This is a genomic window from Arthrobacter sp. GW822-FHT05G07, assembly GCF_058799755.1.
In genome coordinates this window covers 203,429-222,262 of record NZ_JBXALT010000008.1, presented here as the reverse complement: position 1 = coordinate 222,262, position 18,834 = coordinate 203,429, and the positions used below count along the sequence as shown (strand labels likewise).

Annotated in this window: 20 protein-coding genes; 9 read left to right on the top strand and 11 right to left on the bottom strand. The window is 60.5% G+C overall.

Translation table 11 applies throughout. The features are described from left to right. The first annotated feature begins 17 nt into the window (after window positions 1-17). The 6 genes from cpaB (at window position 18) to AC1RJY_RS15515 (ending at window position 6,706) form a co-directional block, all read left to right on the top strand. On the top strand, window positions 18-764 hold the full coding sequence (gene cpaB / locus AC1RJY_RS15540) for a Flp pilus assembly protein CpaB (RefSeq protein ID WP_011775559.1): 747 nt from the start codon (window positions 18-20) through the stop codon (window positions 762-764). After that, complete coding sequence (locus tag AC1RJY_RS15535) at window positions 761-1,957, top strand: CpaE/TadZ family protein (protein WP_011775560.1); 1,197 nt, start codon at window positions 761-763, stop codon at window positions 1,955-1,957. The genes cpaB and AC1RJY_RS15535 overlap by 4 nt, the downstream gene beginning before the upstream one ends. Beyond that, window positions 1,954-3,396, top strand: a complete 1,443-nt coding sequence (locus AC1RJY_RS15530) for a TadA family conjugal transfer-associated ATPase (RefSeq protein ID WP_011775561.1) — start codon at window positions 1,954-1,956, stop codon at window positions 3,394-3,396. The genes AC1RJY_RS15535 and AC1RJY_RS15530 overlap by 4 nt, the downstream gene beginning before the upstream one ends. Then, window positions 3,393-4,343: a type II secretion system F family protein gene (locus tag AC1RJY_RS15525; protein WP_011775562.1), complete on the top strand. Its 951-nt coding sequence runs from the start codon at window positions 3,393-3,395 to the stop codon at window positions 4,341-4,343. Before AC1RJY_RS15530 ends, AC1RJY_RS15525 begins: the two co-directional genes overlap by 4 nt. Window positions 4,344-4,352: 9 nt before the next feature. Then, the gene (locus tag AC1RJY_RS15520; protein WP_011775563.1) at window positions 4,353-5,243 is read left to right on the top strand and encodes a type II secretion system F family protein; all 891 of its coding nucleotides are present in this window, start codon (window positions 4,353-4,355) and stop codon (window positions 5,241-5,243) included. Window positions 5,244-5,530: 287 nt separating this feature from the next. After that, on the top strand, window positions 5,531-6,706 hold the full coding sequence (locus AC1RJY_RS15515) for a S1 family peptidase (protein WP_498602665.1): 1,176 nt from the start codon (window positions 5,531-5,533) through the stop codon (window positions 6,704-6,706). A gap of 17 nt (window positions 6,707-6,723) precedes the next feature. Here AC1RJY_RS15515 and truA read toward each other — a convergent pair whose 3' ends face one another. The 8 genes from truA to AC1RJY_RS15475 form a co-directional block, all read right to left on the bottom strand. Further along, window positions 6,724-7,614 (bottom strand): tRNA pseudouridine(38-40) synthase TruA, encoded by an 891-nt coding sequence (gene truA, locus AC1RJY_RS15510; protein WP_498602664.1) that lies wholly within the window; start codon window positions 7,612-7,614, stop codon window positions 6,724-6,726. Window positions 7,615-7,646: 32 nt separating this feature from the next. Then, window positions 7,647-8,216 (bottom strand): 50S ribosomal protein L17, encoded by a 570-nt coding sequence (rplQ, locus tag AC1RJY_RS15505; protein WP_043470498.1) that lies wholly within the window; start codon window positions 8,214-8,216, stop codon window positions 7,647-7,649. 66 nt (window positions 8,217-8,282) lie between these two features. Continuing rightward, window positions 8,283-9,293: a DNA-directed RNA polymerase subunit alpha gene (locus tag AC1RJY_RS15500; RefSeq protein ID WP_011775567.1), complete on the bottom strand. Its 1,011-nt coding sequence runs from the start codon at window positions 9,291-9,293 to the stop codon at window positions 8,283-8,285. Window positions 9,294-9,442: 149 nt separating this feature from the next. Beyond that, on the bottom strand, window positions 9,443-9,844 hold the full coding sequence (gene rpsK, locus AC1RJY_RS15495) for a 30S ribosomal protein S11 (protein ID WP_014922380.1): 402 nt from the start codon (window positions 9,842-9,844) through the stop codon (window positions 9,443-9,445). Window positions 9,845-9,895: 51 nt separating this feature from the next. Next, window positions 9,896-10,273 (bottom strand): 30S ribosomal protein S13, encoded by a 378-nt coding sequence (gene rpsM, locus AC1RJY_RS15490; RefSeq protein ID WP_011775569.1) that lies wholly within the window; start codon window positions 10,271-10,273, stop codon window positions 9,896-9,898. Window positions 10,274-10,469: 196 nt separating this feature from the next. Then, on the bottom strand, window positions 10,470-10,583 hold the full coding sequence (gene rpmJ / locus AC1RJY_RS15485; RefSeq protein ID WP_011775570.1) for a 50S ribosomal protein L36: 114 nt from the start codon (window positions 10,581-10,583) through the stop codon (window positions 10,470-10,472). A gap of 72 nt (window positions 10,584-10,655) precedes the next feature. After that, window positions 10,656-10,877, bottom strand: coding sequence for a translation initiation factor IF-1 (infA, locus tag AC1RJY_RS15480; RefSeq protein WP_011775571.1), 222 nt, complete (start codon window positions 10,875-10,877; stop codon window positions 10,656-10,658). A 195-nt stretch (window positions 10,878-11,072) separates the two neighbouring features. After that, window positions 11,073-12,089 carry a P1 family peptidase gene (locus tag AC1RJY_RS15475; protein WP_498602663.1) on the bottom strand — a complete coding sequence of 339 codons (1,017 nt, stop codon included), beginning with the start codon at window positions 12,087-12,089 and terminating at the stop codon, window positions 11,073-11,075. Between the two features lie 323 nt (window positions 12,090-12,412). Here AC1RJY_RS15475 and AC1RJY_RS15470 point away from each other — a divergent pair, with 323 nt between their 5' ends. Genes AC1RJY_RS15470 through AC1RJY_RS15460 form a run of 3 tightly spaced genes read left to right on the top strand, consistent with a single transcriptional unit; the run spans window position 12,413 to window position 15,718 of the window. Continuing rightward, window positions 12,413-13,402: a carbohydrate ABC transporter permease gene (locus AC1RJY_RS15470; protein ID WP_014922382.1), complete on the top strand. Its 990-nt coding sequence runs from the start codon at window positions 12,413-12,415 to the stop codon at window positions 13,400-13,402. Further along, window positions 13,399-14,319, top strand: coding sequence for a carbohydrate ABC transporter permease (locus AC1RJY_RS15465; protein WP_014922383.1), 921 nt, complete (start codon window positions 13,399-13,401; stop codon window positions 14,317-14,319). Before AC1RJY_RS15470 ends, AC1RJY_RS15465 begins: the two co-directional genes overlap by 4 nt. Before the next feature lie 52 nt (window positions 14,320-14,371). After that, window positions 14,372-15,718, top strand: a complete 1,347-nt coding sequence (locus AC1RJY_RS15460; RefSeq protein WP_498602662.1) for an ABC transporter substrate-binding protein — start codon at window positions 14,372-14,374, stop codon at window positions 15,716-15,718. 63 nt (window positions 15,719-15,781) lie between these two features. Here the strand turns inward: AC1RJY_RS15460 and map are convergent, their stop codons facing one another. The 3 genes from map to secY all read right to left on the bottom strand — a co-directional run bounded on the left by map (window position 15,782) and on the right by secY (window position 18,681). Then, a complete protein-coding gene (map, locus tag AC1RJY_RS15455; RefSeq protein ID WP_498602661.1) occupies window positions 15,782-16,609 on the bottom strand; it encodes a type I methionyl aminopeptidase in 828 nt (275 codons plus the stop codon). A gap of 186 nt (window positions 16,610-16,795) precedes the next feature. Beyond that, window positions 16,796-17,365, bottom strand: coding sequence for an adenylate kinase (locus AC1RJY_RS15450; RefSeq protein WP_014922385.1), 570 nt, complete (start codon window positions 17,363-17,365; stop codon window positions 16,796-16,798). Window positions 17,366-17,370: 5 nt separating this feature from the next. Beyond that, window positions 17,371-18,681: a preprotein translocase subunit SecY gene (gene secY / locus AC1RJY_RS15445; protein ID WP_011775578.1), complete on the bottom strand. Its 1,311-nt coding sequence runs from the start codon at window positions 18,679-18,681 to the stop codon at window positions 17,371-17,373. Between the last annotated feature and the right edge of the window lie 153 nt (window positions 18,682-18,834).

Sequence of the window (18,834 nt, the reverse complement as noted above, 5' to 3'; positions counted from 1 at the left end):
CACTAAGGAGAATCAAAGTGAAAACTCGCCTACTGGGAGGCATAGTCGCAGTCGTGCTGGCAATAGTCGGCACGCTGCTACTGGTCACATACGTTCAAGCAGCAGACGCGCGGGCACAAAAGGACCTCCAGCCCGTTGATGTCCTTGTTATCCAAAGTCAGGTTCCCGAGGGAGCCGATCTTCAGCAGATCAAGTCTGCTGTAAAGCTTGCTTCGCTACCCGCGGCTTCGGTACCCAATGGTGCCCTCAAGAGCCTCTCCGGAATGGAGGGCAAAGTCGCGGGGGCAGAACTCATGCCTGGTGAAGCCCTGCTGGGAAACCGCCTGGTGGATCCCAACAGCCTGGCGGCCCCCGGGTCAGTCCCTGTCCCCGACGGACTTCAAGAAGTTTCAGTACAACTTGATGCGCAGCGCGTTGTAGGCGGGCGACTGGCCGCCGGCGACACCGTAGGCGTCGTGGTGCTGGTGGGCGAGAACGGGCAATCCGACACTGACGCTTCAGCCCAGCTCGTCTTCCATAAAGTGCTCGTTACCAGCGTTCAGCGGGCCACAGCCAGGAACTCGAACACCGCGCAAGCAAGCTCGGAGCAGGCCAACACACAGCTGCCGGAGGGTTCATTCATCGTGACACTCGCCCGCAGCGATGTGGACGCCACCAAGATCGTTTACGGAGCAAAGTACGGGGATATCTGGCTGACGAAAGAACCCGCCGAGGCCCAGGAAAGCGCACGCGTCACCATCAAGAAGGCAGAGGTACTCCAATGAGCCGCTTTCTAGTCATCACGGCTGATGTAGATTTCGAAAAGCGCGTCCGCCAAGCCGCGGCCGGCATGCATGGCGATGTGCAGTCCATCATTGCCGACTACTTGCCGCAGGGCCCGGACGACGTCCTCCGGGTGCTGTCCGGACAACTGCTGGAAGTCCTTGTCCTGGGGCCCGGGCTACAGGCTGACGACGCAATCCGATTGGCAAGCCTGTTCGATCTTCAGTATCCGGAGATCAGCGTAGTGCTCGCTTCGACGGATGCAGCGGAAGTCGCACTCCCGGCAATGCGCGCAGGCATCCGTGACTTGTTGGAGCCTTCCGCGGATCCGGGCACCATTCGGGCGCTGTTGGAGCGTGCCAGCCTCGCGGCTGCCGGGCGTCGCAGGGGCTTGGGTGCACAAGTAGACGCAGGGCCACAGGGAGGGCGGATTATCGCCGTCATGTCGCCCAAGGGCGGCGTGGGCAAGACGACTATCTCAACCAACCTCGCTATTGGGCTGGGGCGAATCTCTCCCATGAGGGTTGTCATCGCCGATTTGGATCTCCAGTTCGGCGACGTCGCATCCGGGCTCCTCATAGACCCGGATAGGACAATCGCGGATGCGGTTACCGGTGCGGCAGTCCAGGACAGCATGGTGCTGAAGTCATATCTCTCAGTTCATCCCGCCGGTATTTATGCCCTCTGTGCGCCCCGTAACCCCTCCCAAATCGAGCAGATTTCCGCGGAACAGGTGGGGCATCTCCTTGAACAACTGGCCAGGGAATTCGACTACGTGATTGTGGATACCGCACCGGGTCTTGGTGAGCACGTCCTGGCGACCCTAGAACGTGCCTCCGACGTCGTGTGGGTATGTGGAATGGATATCCCGAGCATCAGAGGACTTCGGAACGGTCTCGAAATACTTGACGAGATCGGGCTGGTCCCCGAACAGCGCCACGTTGTCCTGAACTTCGCGGACAAGCGCAGCGGGCTGACCTTGATTGATGTGGAAGCCACCATAGGGTGCCCGGTGGATGTCACTTTGCCGCGGTCCCGTTCACTCCCCTACTCAACCAATAGGGGCATCCCCGTACTTCAAGACGGGACGAAGGATGTCACGCTCCGCGGTCTCCGTCAGCTCGTTGATCGCTTCAAGCCGGGCTGGGAAGAACGGCCGCACAAGCAGCTGCACCGAAGGGCGGTAGTCAAGTGAACCTCGCAAAGCGCCTTCAGACCGCTCGGGGGCTGGAAGTTGAGACCCCGGGCACGTCAACATTGGGAGATCCATGGGCCGGGCCAGCAACCCACACCCCTGACTACATCGCCGATTCAACGGGAGCAGGAGGAACTACCGAGGACTCAAGCCAAGCGTTGTCAGCAGTCAAAGAACGCACCAGTTCAGCGTTGTTTGATCGTATGGGTTCCCGAATTTCAGACACCACACTGGATGAGGCGGAACTCCACCGCTACGTCAAAGAGGAACTCCGTGCCGTTATTGACGAAGACGACATTCCGCTGACATCCCAGGAGAGACAACGACTGGTCCAGGAGATCGCTGACGACGTTCTTGGTCTTGGGCCGCTTCAACGCTTCCTTGACGACAAGGACGTCACAGAGATCATGGTGAACGGTGCCGACAAGGTCTACGTGGAGATTGCCGGAAGACTTCACTTAACCAATGTTCATTTCAGCTCCGAAGAGCATCTTCGCCGAATCATTGAGCGGATTGTCTCCAAGGTTGGCCGCCGCATTGACGAGTCCTCTCCACTGGTGGACGCAAGGCTCTCGGACGGATCCCGAGTCAATGCGATTATTCCTCCGCTCGCTGTCAATGGATCGTCGCTCACGATTCGAAAGTTTGGCCGCGTGCCGCTAACGGCCCAGAATCTCATCCAATTGGGAACCATGAGCCCCGAGATCACCGAACTGCTTCACGCGTGCGTACAGGCCCGGCTGAACATCATCGTCTCGGGCGGTACAGGAACAGGAAAGACAACGCTCTTGAACGTCCTGTCATCGTTTCTTCCTTCAGATGAACGCATCGTCACCATCGAAGACGCCGTGGAACTGCAGCTCCAGCAATCGCACGTTGTCCGGTTGGAAAGCCGACCAAGCAACATCGAAGGAAAGGGTGAGATCGCCATCCGGGATCTCGTGCGGAATTCCCTGCGCATGCGCCCCGACCGGATCGTAGTGGGCGAAGTTCGTGGCGGTGAGGCACTGGACATGCTTCAGGCAATGAACACCGGCCACGATGGTTCCATTTCTACTGTCCACGCGAATTCTCCGCGCGACGCCATCGCACGCCTCGAAACGTTGGTACTGATGGCCGGCATGGACTTACCTCTCCGCGCAATTCGAGAGCAGATTTCGTCCGCCGTGAACCTGGTTGTCCAAATTTCGCGGTTGCGCGACGGCACCCGCCGCATCACTCATGTGACGGAAGTCCAAGGCATGGAAGGTGATGTTGTCACCCTGCAGGATGCCTTCATCTTCGATTACTCAGCAGGGATGGACGCAAACGGGCGATTCCTAGGGAAACCGGTTCCGACCGGTGTGCGGCCACGGTTCGTAGACCACTTTGCGGACTTGGGCATCCATATTTCACCAGCGGTCTTTGGAACGATGGCAGCTGGCGGTGGAAAGCGATGATCACCGCAACCAGTCCCCTGCTGCTCATCGGCGGGGTAATCCTCGGAATCGCGGCCCTGGCAATCGGTCTCTTTCTCATCCCTCGGTCGAGAAACTCGGCAATCGCATTGTCCCGGCGGCGTCCAAACGCCGGCACCCAGGACTCAGTGCTGACCCGGATGACAAATTCTGCTGTCGCATTGGTAGATGGGTCAGTTTCGGCCAGCAGGGCTTCCGGAACCAGGCTTCTCCTTGAGCAGGCCGGCTCCAGGATGCGGCCGGCGGACTACGTACTCTTGGTCATCTGCGCCACCTTCACTGGCGCCGTCGTAGGCTTCATCCTCGGCGGACTCTTGGTGGCAATACTCTTCGGAATCTTAGTGCCCATCGGCGCACGCATGGTTCTGAGCGTCATGACGTCCCGACGCCGGGCGCAGTTCGAAGCTCAACTGGGCGACACGCTGCAAATGCTGTCCGGCAGCATGCGGGCCGGTCATAGCTTGCTGCGGGCAGTCGATGCTGTGGCTCTGGAGGCACAGTCACCTACCAAGGAAGAATTCGCCAGGATCGTAGGCGAAGTCCGTCTGGGACGTGACCTCCGCGATGCACTCCTGGACGCAGCAAACCGTCTACACAGCGAGGATTTCCTCTGGGCCACCCAGGCCATCGAAATTCACCGTGAAGTGGGCGGCGACTTGGCTGAAGTACTGGACCACGTGGCTGAAACGATCCGCGAGCGGTCACAAATCAAAGGCCAAGTGCGGGCCCTCAGCGCTGAAGGTCGACTGTCAGCGTATGTGCTCATAGCACTGCCGACCGGCATGTTTCTGTACCTCAGCCTCGCCAACGGGACGTACATCCAGCCTCTCTTCACGCACCCCGTGGGTTGGATCATGCTCGTGGTAGCCGTCGTCCTTCTTGCGTTGGGGTCCTTCTGGCTCAGCCGCGTCGTCAAGATCAAGTTCTAGGGAGTGACCATGAACGTTATTGCATGGGCGTCCGTCGCCTTGATCGTAGTTCCCATCGCCTTTATGGCATGGGCGTTCATTTCAGTAGACCGTACTGGCCTCGCAACCGTCCGTACCAACTTGAGTCGAAGCGCAGGAATGGCCACTGACTTGGGGGCACAGCCGTCAGCATTCAACCTGCATCGTCTGGGTGCAAAGCTCACCCCAAAGGGCTACACCATCTGGCTGGACAAGTTGCTGGCCAAATTGGGCCGACCAGCGGGAATGCCCCTGGGACGCCTCCTGATCCTCAAACCAGCGTTGGCCTTGGCAGCAGGCCTCGTGGGTCTGTTGTTCTTCCTGAGAGCCCCTTCGGGCCAGGGTTTCCTGCTGTACCTGGCCGCAGTGTTGCTGGTGTACTTCATCCCGGACCTGATCATCCACGGCCGCGCTGCCGAACGGCAAAAGGCAATCCAAACTGAGCTACCCAACACTCTGGACCAGATGCTCATCTCCGTTGAAGCCGGCCTTGGTTTTGAAGGGGCCATGGCCCGGGCCGGGCAGAATGGTTCGGGACCGCTGGCCATGGAAATGCTCCGAACACTGCAGGACATGCAGGCGGGACGCAGCCGCAAGGAAGCATACGTGGCTTTGGCCGAACGTGTGGATGTCCACGACCTCAGGGCATTCGTCGGGGCCATAGTGCAGGCCGATACCTATGGGATCGCCATAGCCAACGTCCTGCGGACCCAGGCCAAGCAAATGCGTATCAAACGCCGCCAAAGGGCGGAGGAGCAGGCAATGAAGCTGCCTGTGAAGGTCCTGTTCCCTTTGATGTTCTGCATCCTGCCAGTGCTGTTCATCGTCATCATGGGTCCGGCCGTCCTCAATGTGATGACTAATCTGGCCGGCACTTTTTAGGGTTCTGGTGTTCTTGCCCTAAATACCGGCCGTTCGCGGATCCCAGACCACGGGCGGCCACATCGGCCCCCTTCCGGTACCCAGAGCCGGGAGGGGGTCCTCCAACAGACCCATTCAGCCAGTAGCCACTTCTGGTCAAACGAGTACCTGCCGGAGGGTTCAGGTAGCACTCCTCACGGAAGTCGAGTACGCCCTACTCGTGCCAAGCACTGAACCACTCTTCTACACTCCACGTACAGCCTGGGATCCGCCCAACGTCTGCCCATATCAAAGCCTAGGGAATGATCATGAAAAGGTCAGAGACGGTCAAGAAGCCGGAGAAGAAACTCGCTATACCGGCTTGCTTGGCGGCACTGCTAACAGCACCGATCCTGGCCGCGTCGCCTGCAGCAGCCGAGATCAACGCGGACACCATCGACAAGTCCATTGTGTGGGTGGACACTGCGTGGAGCGCTTCCGTTCAGGTGCCCTTCAAGGACGGAACCACCGAAACGTACCGGACCACCGTCTACGCGTACTGCACGGGATGGTTCGTCAGCGACACAGGGCACGTGGCAACTGCCGGCCACTGCGTCGAGGCTGACGACGGACTTCGTGTAAGCGTCTACTCGAACGTCATTGAAGAGCAGGGCTTGACGGGGGTCAGGGCTGAGGACGTTGACTGGCCCATGAGCCTGGGCGAGCCATCCATCAAGATTGATCAGCCCTCGGGCATCGATGGCGGAGTTCTCAGCGGGAAAACCGCCATTACAGCGCAGCTGATCGCCAAACAAGGTTTTGAGAAGGGCGACAACGCCCTCTTGCGCATTGCCGATATGAAAGACACCCCCGCTTTGTCGATAGGCCCGGAGGCACCCAAAGTCCGCGAGAAGGTCACCTCTATTGGCTTTCCTGATCTCGTTGGCTCAACCTCGGATGTGGAACGGCAAAAGCCGTCGTACCGATCCGGAGCCGTGAGCTCACGCAGTTATTCAACGCAAGGTGTTCCCCGCACGGAGATCGACACCGACATCACCCCGGGGATGTCCGGAGGGCCTTCAGTCAACGAGGAGGGACAAGTCATTGGCATCAATTCCGCCTACGTGTACCAAGGGGCTGGACAAGCTAACTACATCACCGACACGGAAACGCTCCGGGAATTCCTGACAGCAAATAGAGTCAAGTTGGCTGAGCCGGCGTCACAGTCCGCAGCCCCTGCGGCTGCCGTTGAGAACCCGACCGCCGTCACGTCGACCGGTACTGAGATTCCGCTGTGGATGATCGTGACACTGGCAGGCCTCGTGCTCGCCCTCGCCGTCATGGCTATCTTCCTCACCCGGGCGATGCGCCAACGGCCCAAGCCGGCCGCCGCAGCCGCTATGCCTGCCGGTCCACAGATGCCTTGGGTGCAAGAACCGCCTCGCCCCGAGAATGGACCGCGCCCTGAGAACGGACCGCGCCGTGAGGACGGTCAGCCTCTGTAGTTCTTCGACGGTATGGTCTACTCTCGCCGGGCCCGCGTCAGCTCGGCCCGCGCCAGCAACTCGCTATCGGACGGGTAGGCGACTTGCTCCAGCACCAAGGGATGCGGAGCAGCAAGCACAGATTTGGCATCGCGTTTGCGTTCGAGAAGACGTGAGTGCAACCAACCCGGAGTTTCCAACCCCTCCCCCACGCGGAGCGCAGAACCAACCAAGGACCGCACCATATTGTGGCAGAACGCATCGGCCTGCACGGTGGCAACAATAACGTCGTCGCTTCCACGAGCAAACGAGAACTGCTGCAGCTCACGGATGGTGGTGGCTCCCTCGCGGGGTTTGCAGTAAGAACGGAAATCCTGGAGGCCCAGCAGGGAATGGGCACCGTGATTCATGAGCTCAACATCCAAAGGCGCTTTATGCCACAAAGTGATTCCCCGCAGCACAGGGTCCCAACGTTCCGGACCGTCGGCAATCCGGTAGCTGTACCTGCGCCACAACGCTGAGAAGCGGGCGTCGAAACCTTCCGGCGCCAGACCGGCGTCGTGCACTTCAATGGACCCCGTCAGATCGCCGAGAATGCGGCTCAAAGCGCCGCGGAGTCGGCGTAAAAGCGCGACGGCGGGATCGAGCTCGTGCCCGCGCGGCAGTGACAGCCACTCGGCTTCCGTCAGGTCCAGGTGAACCACTTGACCGCGTGCATGGACGCCGGCGTCCGTCCGGCCTGCAACTGTCACGCGAACCGGTCGCTGCAGGAGGAGCGCCAAAGCTTCCTCAAGGGATCCTTGCACGGTCCGGAGACCTGGCTGCAGAGCCCACCCGCTGAAAGGGCCGCCGTCGTAGGAAAGATCAAGCCGGACACGCAAAAACCCGCCGCCCCCCATAACGGGGGCAGCGGGTTTTCGTTCGTTCATAGACTTAAGTCTACTGTGAAGAATTCAGTGAATTACTTCTTGTCCTCAGCGGCCGGAGCCTCTTCGGTTTCAGCAGCTTCAGCTTCAGCAGCTTCTGCCTCAGCGGCAGGAGCCTCTTCGGTTTCAGCAGCCTCTGCCTCAACGGCAGGAGCCTCTTCGGTCTCAACGACCTCTTCCTCGGCAGCCGGAGCAGCCTTGGCAGCGGCAGCGGTTGCTTCAGCAACAACGGCCTGCTTCGGGGAAACCGGCTCGAGAACGAGCTCGATGACAGCCATGGGAGCGTTATCGCCCTTGCGGTTGCCGATCTTGGTGATGCGGGTGTAGCCACCATCGCGGTTAGCAACGGCGCCGGCGATGTCGGTGAACAGCTCGTGGACAACGCCCTTGTCGCTGATCAGGCCGAGAACGCGGCGGCGGGAAGCGAGGTCGCCACGCTTGGCGAAGGTGACCAGACGCTCTGCGTACGGCTTCAGGCGCTTGGCCTTGGTGACCGTGGTGGTGATGCGCTTGTGCTCAAAGAGAGCAGCTGCCAGGTTCGCGAGCATCAGGCGCTCGTGAGCCGGGCCGCCTCCGAGGCGCGGACCCTTAGTGGGGGTAGGCATAGTTATTTCTCCTGTTATGTAAGCCGGTCAGGTCCATCACTGGACCCGGCGGCCAAGATCTGCTGTTTAGAGCTCGTCGTCGCTGAACGCGGCGTCGTCCTCTTCGATGGCTGCGGCGCGGGCTGCGAGATCGAAACCGGGAGGGGAGTCCTTGAGGGACAGACCCAGTTCCACGAGCTTTGCCTTGACCTCGTCAATGGACTTCGCACCGAAGTTACGAATGTCCATCAGGTCAGCCTCGGAGCGGGCAACGAGTTCACCCACGGTGTGGATGCCCTCACGCTTGAGGCAGTTGTAGGAACGGACGGTGAGGTCCAGATCCTCGATCGGCAGAGCCATGTCCGCTGCCAGGGCAGCGTCCGTCGGCGACGGGCCAATCTCGATACCTTCAGCTGCGGTGTTCAGCTCACGAGCCAGACCGAACAGTTCCACCAAGGTGGTGCCTGCGGAAGCAACAGCATCGCGCGGAGCGATGGCCTGCTTGGTCTCGACGTCGACAATGAGCTTGTCGAAGTCGGTGCGCTGCTCAACACGGGTAGCTTCCACGCGGAAAGTTACCTTCATGACCGGCGAGTAGATCGAGTCAACCGGAATACGGCCGATCTCGGAGTCGCCGGACTTGTTCTGAGCTGCCGAAACGTAGCCACGGCCGCGCTCGATGGTCAGTTCGAGTTCGAACTTGCCCTTCGAGTTCAGTGTGGCAATGTGCAGATCCGGGTTGTGGAATTCGACGCCGGCCGGCGGAGCGATGTCCGCGGCGGTGACGACTCCGGGGCCCTGCTTGCGCAGGTAAGCAACAACCGGCTCATCGTGCTCTGAGGAAACCGAAAGGTTCTTGATGTTCAGGATGATCTCGGTGACATCTTCCTTGACACCCGGAACCGTGGTGAACTCGTGCAGCACGCCATCGATCCGGATGCTGGTTACAGCGGCACCGGGGATGGAGGAGAGCAGGGTACGGCGGAGGGAGTTTCCGAGGGTGTAGCCGAAGCCCGGTTCCAGCGGTTCAATGATGAAACGGGAGCGGTTCTCGGATACAACTTCTTCAGACAGGGTGGGGCGCTGTGCAATGAGCACTTAGGTTTCCTTTCGGCGAGCATCCGCTATATGACGCAACACAGGTGGTGGAAATCGGCTTCGGTTTCCAGCCTGACCAGCCGGGCCATGCTGATGGATGATCGAAACCATCCATAGCAGGCCCGGCCGGTCAGGCGGGGAAGACCTAATTAGACGCGGCGGCGCTTCGGCGGGCGGCAACCGTTGTGGGCGCTGGGGGTGACGTCCTGAATGGAGCCAACCTCGAGGCCAGCAGCCTGAAGCGAACGGATTGCGGTTTCGCGTCCGGATCCCGGGCCCTTGACGAATACGTCAACCTTGCGCAGACCGTGCTCCTGAGCGCGCTTTGCAGCAGCTTCGGCAGCCATCTGGGCAGCGAACGGGGTGGACTTACGGGAGCCCTTGAAGCCAACCTCACCGGCGGAAGCCCATGAGATTACAGCACCGTTCGGGTCCGTGATGGACACGATGGTGTTGTTAAAGGTGCTCTTGATGTGCGCCTGGCCAAGCGCAATATTCTTCTTATCCTTGCGACGCGGCTTACGAACCGCTCCACGAGTCTTCGGGGGCATTGTTTCTCCTACAGAAAGTTATCGGGGGAAAACCGGATCAATCCCGAGGGATTAACGTCCGGCCTTCTTCTTGCCGGCGACGGTGCGCTTCGGGCCCTTGCGGGTACGAGCGTTGGTCTTCGTACGCTGTCCGCGTACGGGCAGGCCCTTGCGGTGGCGCAGGCCTTCGTAGCTGCCGATCTCTACCTTGCGGCGGATGTCAGCGGCTACCTCGCGGCGAAGGTCACCCTCAACCTTGTAGTTGCCTTCAATGTAGTCACGCAGCTGGACCAGCTCGGCGTCAGTCAGGTCCTTGACGCGAACGTCAGCGCTGATGCCGGTGGCAGCCAGGGTTTCGTGTGCACGGGTCTTGCCCACGCCGTAGATGTAAGTAAGCGCAATTTCCAACCGCTTTTCGCGGGGAATGTCTACGCCAGCGAGACGAGCCATAGTGGCAGTACTCCTTGAATAAACCGGAGGTCGTAGGCAGTACACCCACACGTTCAGTGTGGCCCCAGCCTCCGACCGGGGGTTCGCTGACCAGGCTCTGTAATGCAGTCCTGGCACAGCTTGTGCTGCCTTTATTTACTTGCGTGGGCTAGCAGCCCAGGTTTGTCCTTGCGGACGCAGATTCCCGGAAGGGGAATTAGCCCTGGCGCTGCTTGTGGCGCGGGTTCTCGCAGATCACCATGACCCGGCCGTTACGGCGGATCACTTTGCACTTGTCGCAGATCTGCTTGACGCTCGGCTTGACCTTCATGGCGTTCCTTTGCGTGTTTTGCAGTTGATCTGCTGGAGCGGCTTAGGCACTATTGCCTTGCCGCCCAGCAATTTACTTGTAGCGGTAGACGATACGACCACGTGTGAGGTCGTATGGGCTCAGCTCAACCACTACCCGGTCCTCGGGGAGGATTCGAATGTAGTGCTGTCGCATCTTCCCAGAGATGTGTGCGAGAACGACGTGCTTATTGGTGAGCTCAACACGAAACATCGCATTGGGCAGCGCCTCAGTCACAACGCCCTCGATCTCAATGACCCCGTCCTTCTTGGCCATATCCTCCGCTAACTGTTGTTTGCCGCCGTCCTCCAGTTAGGCACCGAAGATCCAGCGGACGTTTTTTGTTTGCTTGGCCCTCTTGGAACCACGACACTAAAAAGGGCGTGGCTGCACAGACAACCAACAAATAACTCTACGCCAATGTGGCCGGAAAGTTAAATCCGTCTATGGTAGCGCACGTACCTCCAGCCGTCACTCCCCCGCTTGCCGATAGGCGGGGAAGTCACCGGCCTCCGTCGACACGCTTTCGGCCGCCAGGATGCCATCCAGGATGGCCAGCCGGACGGCTTCCGCCGCGGCGCTTTGGAGCGTTATCAGCGACACCTGCCGTGCCTGCTCAGTGCTACGGTCAAGCCCGACGGCGCCAGTCGCCAAAGCGAACACGGTATCTCCGTCCGCCAACGTATGGGACGGATCCAAGGCCCGGGCCAGCCCCGCATGCCCGGCAGATGCAGTCCGCTTGCACTCGGCCACATCGAGTACGGCATTCGTCGCAATCACCACCAACGTGGTGTTGAGCCCCTGCGGCGGTGTCGCGAACGGCACACCCGGCTGATCCTGCGGGCCTGGGGCCCGGCGGCGCGCGTCTAAGGGAGGCACGACCGAGCGCGCAGAGGGCTGCAGGTCCGCAGGGCCAAACACCGGCGCCCCCATCGCGTTCACCACGGCAATGGCTCCGACGATCACCCCGCCATCGAGAGTGATGGACGACGTACCGACCCCGCCCTTGTAGTGGCCACGCGCAACAACGGCCCCCGTACCGGCACCCACGTTTCCACGTTCGACGGCGGCGTGGTCGCCTGAGGCGAAGGCTGCGGCGGCTGCCTGGTAGCCCATGTCCGCACCGGGTCGGGCCTTCACGTCGCCGCCCCGTCCGACGTCGAAGATGGCGGCCGCCGGCACAATCGGCACCACAGTCCCGGGAACAGCGAATCCCCTCCCCTGCTCCTCACACCACAACTGCGCCCCGGTAGCCGAGGCCAAGCCGAACGCGCTGCCACCTGTTAGCACCACGGCATCCACAGTGGAAACCAATGTGGTCGGATCCAGCGCATCGGTCTCATGCGTCCCGGGTCCACCCCCGCGCACGTCGACAGACCCCACGGTCCCCGGCGGAGGAAGCACCACAGTAACCCCGGACAACCACCCCTCCCCCACCCTCTGCACATGCCCAACCCGTATGCCAGCAACATCGGTGATCGAATTCATGGCTCCATTCTCCACCTTCGGCCCCCACAGGACTGCTGGCGGGCTGGACCCCGGCAGCGCGCATCCAAGGGAGGCACGACCGAGCGCGCAGAGGGGTCCAGTTCGCCAGCAGGGCACGGACCCGACCACGAAGTGGGAGCCGAGCCTCAAATACGAACGGGCGAGTAACGCTGAGTAAACGGGTTAGGAAGTGTAAGCCAACTATCGCTACAGCTCCCCGTTTTGGTCCGGAGGGCCTCTGTGGGTGTGGTGAGCTAGCCCTGTCTTCGCTGCCCCGCTCCGGGAGGCGGCGCTCCACATTCGCCCAAAACCGATAGTGACTCATGACTACCCGACAGATTCACAGCAGCAACACCGTGCCTGCAGACAGGCCGGGCATCGAACCTCCGGCCCCACCCGCCGCGCCTGCAAAGGCCGGACCGGACCGAAAGCGCTGGTCCGCCCGCAGTCGCCGGGAATTCCTGGTGTTCCTTGCCATGGCCTTGCCGAACTTGGTGTTGATCGGCACCTTCACCTATTGGCCGCTGATCAACAACATTTACTACTCCACTCTGGATTGGACGCTCGGTTCGGCTTCGGCCACGGTGGTGGGCTTGCAGAACTATGTCACGTTCTTCACAGGTGAGGACGCGTCCAAAGTCCTTGGGACTACTGCGATTTTCACGCTGGTGACGGTTGGCGGTTCGATGGTCCTTGGCCTGTTGGTTGCCTTGGCCTTGAACTCCAAAGTCCGCGGCACCACGTTCGCCCGGTCGGCCGTGTTCGCGCCGTACGTGTTGTCCGGCGTGGGTGTTGGCCTGGTGTGGCTGTTCATTTTTGACCCCGGCTATGGAGTACTCGCTTGGGTCCTGCGCGGCCTTGGCCAACAGAGCCCGCAGTGGATCAATGATCCTCAGCTCTCTTTGGTGATGGTGATCATCGTGTACGTCTGGAAGAACTTGGGCTATTGCGCGGTGGTGTACCTGGCCGGCTTGCAGTCCCTGCCCCGCGATGTGATGGAAGCTGCGGCTCTGGATGGGGCCAACAGTGCACGAAGGTTCTTCAATATCTCCTTGCCGTTGCTTTCCCCCACCACATTCTTCTTGCTGATCACCACCATGCTCAGCTCTTTGCAGGCTTTCGACCTTATCCGCATCATGACTCCGCTCGGCAACGGCACCAGCACGTTGATCTACGAGGCTTATCTGCAGGCGTTCGGGGCTTACAACAGGGCTGGCTATTCGGCCGCGATATCGGTGATTCTCTTCGCCATCCTGTTGATCATCACTGTTCTTCAACTGCGGTTCGTTGAGCGAAAGGTCCACTATTCATGAGCACGCCTCCACCCGCCGTCGTCGTTGGTTCTCCACAGGAGACCATGCAGGAGATGGCGCCGCATGAGCCGCCGCGACCATTATCCAAAGCCAACCTCATCCGGACCGTGGCAACCGGTTACGTGCCCCTGATCATCGCCACGCTTGTGGTGTTCCTGCCGTTGCTTTGGATGGTGTTGAGTTCCTTCAAGCAACCGGGCGAGATTGTCACGATGGATCTCAAGATCCTGCCGGAGTCCCTGAACCTGGAGAATTACGCCACGGCGATGACCACGGTTCCGTTCGCGCAGTTCTTCGCCAACAGCTTGATCGTTACGGTGGTGGGTTCGTCCATCAAGGTCATCCTGGCGATCCTGACGGCTTACGCGTTGGTGTTCGTTCGTTTCCCGTTCAAGAACGTGATCTTCGTGCTGATTCTGGTGGCGCTCATGGTTCCGGCGCAGGTGTCCATCCTGCCCAACTACATCCTCATCGCGGGCATGGGCGGCAAGAACACTCTGTGGGGCATCATCCTTCCGGGCCTGGGGACGGCGTTTGGCACGTTCTTGCTGCGCCAGCACTTCCTCACGTTACCGCCGTCGATTCTTGAAGCAGCTGAAATCGACGGCGCCGGCCACTGGCGCCGGCTGTGGCAGATCATTGTCCCGGTGTCTGTTCCTTCCATCGCGACGGTGGCGCTGGTGACCGTGGTCAGTGAATGGAACGACTACATTTGGCCGCTCATCATCACTGACCGCCCTGAAACCATGACGCTTCCCGTGGGCCTCACGTTGCTGCAGAACTCTGAGGGGAACGGCGCCGGGTGGGGCATCCTCATGGCGGGCGCTGTGCTGGTGATCGTTCCCATCCTGCTGGTGTTCGCAGCACTCCAGCGATACATCGTTGCCGGGCTGACCCAAGGCAGTGTCACCGGCTGATTTTCTCCAACCGCACCATTCGCATCGAAGTAAGTTATTGAGAGGAAACACCATGCGCACCAACCTTGACCGCCGACATTTCCTGGGCCTGGCGGGCCTCGGCGCCGGAGCTGCGGCTCTCGCCGCTTGCGGCGGACCGTCGACGGCGGGCACGGCAGACGCCGTCGACACCGCAACTATCGACTTCAGCGGCGTAAAGCCCGCCGCATCCATCGACTTCTGGACCAACCACCCTGGTAAGTCCCAGGATGTGGAGAAGGCGATCATCGAGAAGTTCCATGCCAAGTTCCCTGACATCAAGGTGAACCTGGTGACGGCCGGCGCCAACTACGAAGAGATCGCCCAGAAGTTCCAGACGTCCCAGGCAGCCAAGACGGGCCTCCCCGGATTGGTGGTGCTCTCGGATGTCTGGTGGTTCCGCTACTACTCGAACGGCAGCATCATCCCCATCGATGGCCTGGTGAAGCAACTGGACATCAAGATCGACGACTTCCAGAAGTCGTTGGTGGATGACTACAAGTACGAGGACAAGCAGTGGGCGCTCCCCTACGGCCGTTCCACCCCGCTGTTTTATTACAACAAGGACCATTTCAAGGCCGCCGGCCTTCCGGACCGGGCGCCGGCCACGTGGCAGGAATTTGCCGAGTGGGCACCCAAGTTGAAGGCGACGTCGGGTGCGCAGTACGCCTACATCTACCCGGCCCTGGCTGGCTACGCGGGCTGGACCTTGCAGAACAACCTGTGGGGCTGGGGCGGAAGCTGGTCAAAGGACTGGGATATCACGTGCGATTCTCCTCAGTCCGTCGCCGCGCTGCAGTGGGCGCAGGACTCCATCTATAAGGATGGTTGGGCCGGCGTCTCGTCCAAGGAGGCAGCGGACGACTTTGCCGCGGGGATCACCTCGTCCACGATTTCCTCCACTGGCTCACTGCTTGGCGTCCTGAAGGCAGCCAAGTTCAACGTGGGCGTCGGGTTCCTGCCCGGCGGCCCGGAGGCACCCAGCGGCGTTTGCCCCACAGGCGGTGCGGGCCTGGGCATCCCCAGCGGCATCAGCAAGGAAGAGCAGCTGGCCGCGGCGACCTTCCTCAAGTTCATGACCGAACCTGAGAACACTGCGGCATTCTCGGCAGCCACCGGCTACATGCCCACCAGGCTTTCCGCTGACATGTCGGCCGTTCTTGCAGCCACGCCGCAGATCAAGACCGCCATGGACCAGCTCGCCGCCACCAAGGTTCAAGACAATGCCCGCGTGTTCCTGCCCGGAGCTGACCAGGAGATGGCCAAGTCAGCGGCCAAGATCCTGACGCAACAAGGAGACGTCCAAGCAACCATGAACGAGCTGAAGAAGACCCTCGAGGGCATTTACACCAAGGATGTAAAGCCCAAGCTGACGGCCTAACAGCCTTTCCGGGGATAAGAAGAGCTGGGCTACTTCAGTAGCCCAGCTCTTCTTTTGCAATTCTTACGGGATAGGGACAGGCACGACGCCGAGCGGCGCCAATTGCTCGGCTCCTCCATCCGGGGCTGACAAGACCCAGATGCCCTTTTCGTAAACAGCTACCGAGTGCTCCCACTGGCAGGATCGCTTGCCGTCGGTGGTGACCACGGTCCAGTCGTCGTCGAGGGTGGCGGTCTCGATGCCGCCACGAACCAACATTGGTTCAATGGCCAGGCACAGGCCGGGCCGGATCTTGGGGCCGCGGTGGCTGGTCCGGTAGTTCAAGACGTCGGGCGCCATGTGCATCTCCGAGCCAATCCCGTGGCCCACGTAGTCCTCCAGGATGCCCAAAGGCTTTCCGGGGACGGATGACACGTAGTCATCGATCGCGTTTCCGATGTCCCCCACAAACTTGCCTTTAGCGAGGCCTGCTATGCCCCGCCACATTGCTGCCTCGGTGACGTCGGAAAGACGCTGGTCTTCCGGGTCGGCGTTGCCTACGATCACGGTCCTGGCTGAGTCGGAATGCCAGCCATCAACGATGCAGCCGCCATCGATGGAGATGATGTCGCCGTCGTTGAGGACCCTGCCACCCGGGATGCCGTGGACCACTTCCTCATTGACCGAGGTGCAGATGGTTGCAGGAAAGCCGTGATAGCCGAGGAAGTTCGACTTCGCCCCGGCGTCGTTCAAGACTGCAGCAAAGACGTCGTCCAGGTCCTTGGTGGTGACGCCCGGTTTGGCCGCCGCAACGGCAGCGTCGAGTGCACGGCTCAGGACCAGGCCGGCCTGGTGCATGGTGCGCATCTGCTCGTTGGTTTTGTATTCAATGCGGGGCTGACCGAACGCCATGATCTCCTCTGGAAGGTTTGCTGTAGAGGCCGATCGGGCCCCCTGCTCCGACCATTTTCCCGCACCGGGGAGCGTGGCCGAAATTGGAATGCATCGTGGAAACGAAGAAGGGTGTGTCCCGCACTCACGGTACGGGACACACCCCTTGCTCCGCATAGCTGGTCTCCCGGCTATGTGGAGAACGAACTAAACGGCCTTGGCCGACTCGATCGCCGTCAGCACGCGGTCGGTAACTTCGTCGATACCGCCGATGCCATCAACCTGCGTGAGGATGCCACGCTCGGCGTATTTGGCCACAACCGCCTCGGTCTGCTCGTGGTAGAGATCCAGGCGGTGACGGATGACGGCTTCGTTGTCATCCGAACGGCCCGTTTCCTTGGCACGGCCAAGGAGGCGGGTTACCAGCTCTTCGTCGTCGGCGGTCAGCTGGAGCACGACGTCGAGCTCCTGCTCACCCTCGGCGAGAATCTGGTCAAGGTAGTCAACCTGCGCGGTGGTGCGCGGGTAGCCATCCAGGAGGAAGCCGTTCTCGACGTCGCTCTGGCCCAGGCGATCGCGAACCATGTTGTTCGTGACGCTGTCCGGAACAAAGTCACCGGCATCCATGTACTTCTTCGCTTCAATGCCCAAAGGGGTTTCGCCCTTTACGTTGGCACGGAAGATGTCGCCTGTGGAGATGGCGACTACGCCGAGGCGCTCGGAAATCCGCTCAGCCTGCGTACCCTTGCCCGAACCGGGAGGTCCAATGATCAGCATTCTCGTCATCGCAAAAGCCCTTCGTAGTGACGTTGTTGTAGCTGCGCATCAATCTGCTTGACGGTCTCCAGGCCGACACCCACCATGATCAGAATTGACGTGCCACCGAACGGGAAGTTCTGGTTGGCGTTGATCAGGACGAGTGCAACCAAAGGAATCAACGCGACGAAGCCCAGGTAGAGGGCTCCAGGCAAGGTGATCCTGGAAAGCACGTACTGCAGGTAGTCCGCGGTCGGTTTACCCGCCCGGATGCCCGGAATAAACCCGCCGTACTTCTTCATGTTGTCCGACACTTCTTCAGGGTTGAAGGTGATGGCTACATAGAAGTAGGTGAAGAAAACGATCATGGCGAAATAGAGCGCCATGTAGATGGGGTGGTCGCCACGGGTGAGGTTGTTGTTGATCCACTCAACCCACGGGGCCATCTGCTCCCCTGGAGCCGGCTGGTTGAACTGCGAGATCAGCCCGGGCAGGTAGAGCATGGAGGACGCGAAGATGACAGGCACGACGCCGGCCATGTTCACCTTGATGGGGATGTAAGTGCTGGTGCCACCCACTGTGCGGCGGCCGATCATACGCTTGGCGTACTGAACCGGGACGCGGCGCTGTGACTGCTCCACGAAGACCACCAAGGCCACCGTAAGAAGGCCGACGGCAAGGACAGTGAAGAACGTGCCCGGACCCTTTGACTCCCAGATGGAGCCCAGCGAGCCGGGGAAGCTTGCAGCGATGGAGGTGAAGATCAGCAGCGACATGCCGTTGCCCACACCCTTTTCGGTGACCAGCTCGCCCATCCACATGATGAGGCCGGTGCCGGCCGTCAACGTGATGATGATGAGGATGGTGGTCATGATGCTCTCATCAGGAATGATGGGCAGCGCACAGCCCGGCAGCAACTGGCCGGATCGGGCCAAGGACACCAAGGTGGTGGCGTTCAGCAGGCCCAGGGCGATGGTGAGGTACCGGGTGTACTGCGTCAACTTTGACTGACCGGAGGAACCCTCTTCGTAGAGCTGCTGGAACCGGGGAATGACTACCCGGAGCAGCTGCACGATGATGCTCGCCGTGATGTAGGGCATGATGCCCAAGGCAAACACTGAGACCTGCAGCAACGCGCCGCCGCTGAACAAGTTCACCAGCTGGTAGATGCCCTGCGAGGTGTCACCGGTGTTCAAGCATTGCTGGACATTCTGGTAGTTCACACCAGGCGAGGGGATGAAAGCTCCCAAGCGGAAGATTGTGATGATTCCCAGCGTGAACAACAACTTGCGTCGCAAATCAGGCGTCCGAAACGCCCGGCCGAATGCGCTTAGCAAGCGTCCTCCTGAGTAGAAAGTACAAGGATGTGGATGGGATCAATGAAACCCAACAACCGAGTCTAACCGCTTGTGACGCCGTCGGAATAATCGAGAGTCCACAATCACGCAAAAAATCCCGGTATACAGGGCCGAAGCCCCGCATACCGGGAT